This window comes from Fusobacterium sp. (genome assembly GCF_030528405.1).
GTDB lineage: Bacteria > Fusobacteriota > Fusobacteriia > Fusobacteriales > Fusobacteriaceae > Fusobacterium.
The window spans coordinates 1-5,214 of the sequence record NZ_JAUMYY010000064.1 but is presented as its reverse complement, the minus strand read 5'-3'; the positions used below and the strand labels follow the sequence as shown (position 1 = coordinate 5,214).

The following is a 5,214-nucleotide window of genomic DNA, read 5'->3' as shown; positions in this document are numbered from 1 at the left end:
AAAATAGTTTAATTACTAATAAATCTATAAGTTCAGATAAACTTATAAATTTTTCAACTGCAGATTTAAGAACAGAAGTAATTAATATAAAGGAAATTGAAAATAGTGGAAAAATTATCTCAAGAAATATTGAGAATACTAAGTTAAAAAACACAGGATCTGTATTAGCGGAGAATATCAATACAGAAGAAATAGAAAATAAAAAATCTATTATATCTACTAAAACTTTAAATGCCAATACTATTAATAATTCTAATATAGCAAATATCTACAGTGCTAATTTAAATTCAAAGAGCATTGAAAATGCTGGAAATATTGAAGCTAAAATTCTAAAACTTGATGAATTTTTAAATTCTGGAGAAACTTTGGCTGAGAATATCAGTGCAAAAAAAATTAAAAACAATAATCTTCTTACTGCAATTAAAGATATTGTAGCAGATAAATTAGAAAATAAAGGAAAAGTAAACTCAATTTTAACTGATATTAAAAACATTGAAAATGAAAAAGAATTAAACTCTAAACTTGTTAAGGCTAAAGATATTTTAAATGAGGGAAAAATATTATCAGAAACTTTAAATAGTAACAAGTTAAAAAATAAGGGATTTGTATTTTCTATAAATCTTGAGAGTGACAGTATAGAAAATAATAAAAATATTGAAGTAGTAAAAACATTAAAAGTAAATAGCTTTGATAATTCTGTTAATGCAGAGTTAAAGGCAAAAGATTTTGAAACAAAAAATATAAATAATAGAGGAACTATAAGGATAAGTAATAATGTCGATGCCACTGAAATAGTAAACTCTGATAAATTTTATATTGGAAATAATCTAAAAGTAAAAAAGCTTAATAACACAGCAAAAATAGAGAGTAAAGAAGTAGAAATAACAGAATCCTTAAAAAATATAAATGGAAAGATAAATACAGAAAATATAAATATATTGAGTTCTGATATAAAAAATATAAATGGACAAATTTCAGCAAAAAATAATTTAAAAATAGAAACAGAAAATGACTTTAAGCTTGAAGGAACTTATCTTGCAAATAATTTACTAGAAATTAATGCAAAATCTTTTATAAATAACTCTGATTTTGAGAATAATGGAAGTATAAGTCTTAATTTAAAAGGAAATTTAGTAAACAGTAAGAAGATAACAAGTGGAAAAGATTTAAAAATAAATGCTGATAATATAATAAATAAAGATAAAATAGAAGCTGTATCTAGCACTGATATAGATGTAAATAGTTTAAAAAATAACGGAAGTATAAACTTAGGGGTAAATAAAAATAAAGTAAGGGTAAAAAATGAACTAGTAAATTCAGGTTTCTTAAGTTCAATCGGAACAACAGAAATAAGTACAATAGAATTAGAAAATAAAGGACAGATAGCTACAAATAAAGATTTAAAAATAGTTGCAGATAATATAACAAACAGCAATGGAGCTGTTTTTTATTCAACAGAAAATATGGATATTGCTTTTGAAAAGAAATTTTTAAATGAGAAAGCAGATATTTACAGTGCTGGTAATTTAGATATAAAGGGTTTGAATGGAGATTTTGAAAATAGAGTAGGCGATATAACAAGCATAGGAAATTTAAAGATAGAAGCTAAGAATATAAAAAATATTGGGGAACTTAGCGGAAGCCATGAAATAAGAGGAAAAGTTACACCAGCTGAAATGAATATTAATATAAGTCAAGAACAAAAGAATAGAGCATTAAATTATTTTCAAAATTTAGTAGATACATATAATATAAATAAATTTGGAAGTGATAAACATTATCTTGGAGAATTTAAAATTGACTATTTTGATGGAATTAAGAGTAACTACATGAGTAAATTAAGTAGTATTAGAAGTAATGCTAATATTAACTTAAATGCAAAAGAAAAAATTGAAAATCAAGAGGGAAGTATAGTTTCAAACAAAAATATAAATATAAAAGCGAAAGAATTAATAAATAATAACTTTTTAAAGAAAGTAGAAACAAATTATTTTTGGAAAGCACTTACTTATAGAGAAGAAGAAATTGAGCGTGAAGGAAGCAGTGAAGCTGCACAAAATAGAAATTCTAGTACAAGAATCAGAAGAGTAACGGGAACAATCTTAAAATATATGGATACAGTAACTCAATATGTTGGAGCAGATAAGAAAAGTACAATATCTGCTGGAGGAAATCTTGTCATAAATGCAACAAAAGTTGGGAATGGTGTATTTTCAGAAAATACAAGCTCTGAGATTACGAAGAGAAATATAAATGTTGATTCTGTTGTTTTTAATAAGAAGAGTATTGATGAAATGGAAGTAATAAACACATCTAACTATATTTTTATTCCAAACAGCGATAGCTTAGATGAAAGAAAGGAAAAAATAGATAAAAAAGATTTGTTTACGAAAGTAGATGAAATAAACAAAGAAAAATATAGCGATGATAAAAATATTGGGACAGGTCTATTTAAATTAAATAAAATAGATAAAAATTCTACTAAACCAGGCTTTACTTATTTGATTGAAACAAATATTAAATTTTTAGATAAATCTCTTTATCTGGGTTCAGATTATTTCTTTAAAAGAATAAACTTTAATCCTGATAGAGATGTAAGATTATTAGGGGATTCATTCTATGAAACAAGACTTATAAATAAAACGGTATTGGAAGGAACAGGAAGAAGATATCTGCATAATTTTAAAAGTGAAAAAGAGCAGATGCAATATCTTTATGACAATGGTGCCGAAGCACAAAAAGATTTAAATTTATCTCTTGGAATAGCTCTAACTAAGGAACAAATTAATAAACTTAATAAAGATATAATCTGGTATGTGGAGGAAGAAGTTGCAGGAGAAAAGGTTTTGGTTCCTAAGCTATATTTAACAAAGGCAACTTTAGCTAATTTAAAGAAAGCCAATTCATCTTTGGAAGCAGGAGAAAATTTAGTCATAAATGCAGAAAATATAGGGAATACCTCTAATATCAATGCAAAAAAGATAAAAATTTCTACAGACAATTTATTAAATAAATCACTTTCTGGAAGTGAATCAAAAATAGAAGGTGAAAATATTGAATTAAAAATCAAAAAAAATTTAAGTAACATAGGGGCAAGATTAATAGCTAAAGAAAATTTACAAATACATTCTGAAGGTGATATTTTAAATACAGTTACTTATAGAGAAAATGAAAATATTGAGGGAAGTTTAATCAGTAAATTAGAAAATATTGGAAATATTGAGGCAGGAAAAAAACTAGAGATTAAAACTGAAAACATTAAAAATATTGGTTCTATTATAAAAGCAAAAGGGGATTTAGAACTTGTTGGAAATAATATTCAAATAGAGAGTTTAAAACTTCAAAATAAAATATTGAAAAAAAATTATGAAAAAAATGAAGTAAAGAATATAGGAAGTTCTATTTCTTCTGTGGAAAATTTAAAGCTTATTGCAGTTGGTGATGTAGAAATAAAAGGCTCAAAACTTAATGCTAATGAAAATATAATATTGAAAGCAAATAAAATCAATGTAGAGACTTCTGAGAACTTATTTTATGAAAAAAATGGTGGAGGAGAAAATTATGTAATTAAGAAAAATATTAGTAATATTGGGAGTTCTATAGAAGGTAAAAATATTGAATTATTTGGAAATTCAAAAATTAATATTAAAGGTTCTGATATAGTTGCCAAAGATAAATTAAATCTTAAAGCTGAAGGAGATATAAATATTGTATCTGCTACTGACAGTCAGTATTTTGAAAAGAAAGAAACAAGTAAAAAAAGATTTGGAGGCTCAAAATCAAGCCATAGCATTAATTATTCAACTCATAATGTGGAATCAAATATAGTTGGAAACAATATAAATATTGAAAGCGGAAAAGATGTGGCTATACTTGGAAGTAATATTCAGGCAGGAGTTGAAGGAGAAGCAAATATTTCAGCTAAAGGAAATATTACTCAGGCAGGAGTAAAAGATATTAATTATTCTTATCATAAAACAAGCAAGAGCAGATTCGGAGGGCTTATATCTAAGTCTACAACTACTGAAAATTATCAGGAATCAGCTATAAAATCGGCTACAATATCAGGAAATAAAGGGCTAGTTTATGACAGTAAAAATGATTTAGTTCTTGAGGGAGTAAATGTTGTATCAACAGGAAATATAAAATTGAAGGGAAATAATGTAATAATAAATCCTTTAGAAACAGAATCATATAGTAAGGTAAAGACAGAGAAAAAAGGATTTGCAGGAAGCATAAGCCCAACAAATATTTCCATATCTTATGGAAAGGATAAATTTTCATCAGATACAACAACAGTAACACAACATTCATCAGAAATAACATCTGCACAAAATATTGATATAGAAGCAGGCAATAAGGTAAAAGGAAAATCAGTTAATATCTATGCAGATAAAGATATAAACATATCAGGAGATAAGGGAGTAGAACTTACAACAGCAAATAACACTTATGAAAATGTAACAAAACAAAGTTCATCAAGGATAGGCGCAAGTGTAGGAGTAAATTCTGCAATAGTAAATACTATAGAAAATATAAAGAATGTAGAAAAATTAACAGATTTTTCAGGAAACGGCTATGATATAGCAAATACAGCTTCTAAATTAGTTGGTGCTATTAAAGATGGTGCTAAGGCGACAAATGCAATATTAACAGATAATTCTAAAAACAATGGTGACAGTTCATCAACAGGTTTAGAAGGAATATCAAAAAATCCCGATGACTATTTAAGTTTGAGTATAAGTTTATCAAAGAGTAAATCAAAATCGGAAGTATACGATGAAAAGGCGGTTAAAAATTCTATTGCCGGAGAAAATATAAATATATATTCTAAAGATGGAAGTATATTAATTGAAGGAACAGATATTACAGCTAAAAAAGATTTAAATTTAAAAGCAAAAGAAAATATAAATATTAAAGCGGTAGAAGAAAAATCAAAATCATCAAGTTCTTCTTCAAGCAGTGGAATAAGTGGAAATATTTCATTAAATGCAAATCCTATGAGCATTGGTTTTTCAAATTCAGGAGCTAAAAGCAGAGGAGCAGGAACGGCTTATGAAAATTCCCTTATAAATGTAGGAGGAAAATTTAAAACTGATTCAGAAAACTTAACTTTATCTGGCGCGAATGTTGAAGCAGATAAATTAGATATTAAAGCAAAGAATATAGTTATAGAATCAAAACAGGATAAATCAGAAAGAAAAGATTCAAGCC

Annotated in this window: 1 protein-coding gene; it reads left to right on the top strand. The window is 26.2% G+C overall.

The features are described from left to right. The coding region (locus Q4A58_RS07865) for a hemagglutinin repeat-containing protein (RefSeq protein WP_303118126.1) at nucleotides 1-5,214 on the top strand (5,214 nt) is incomplete at both ends.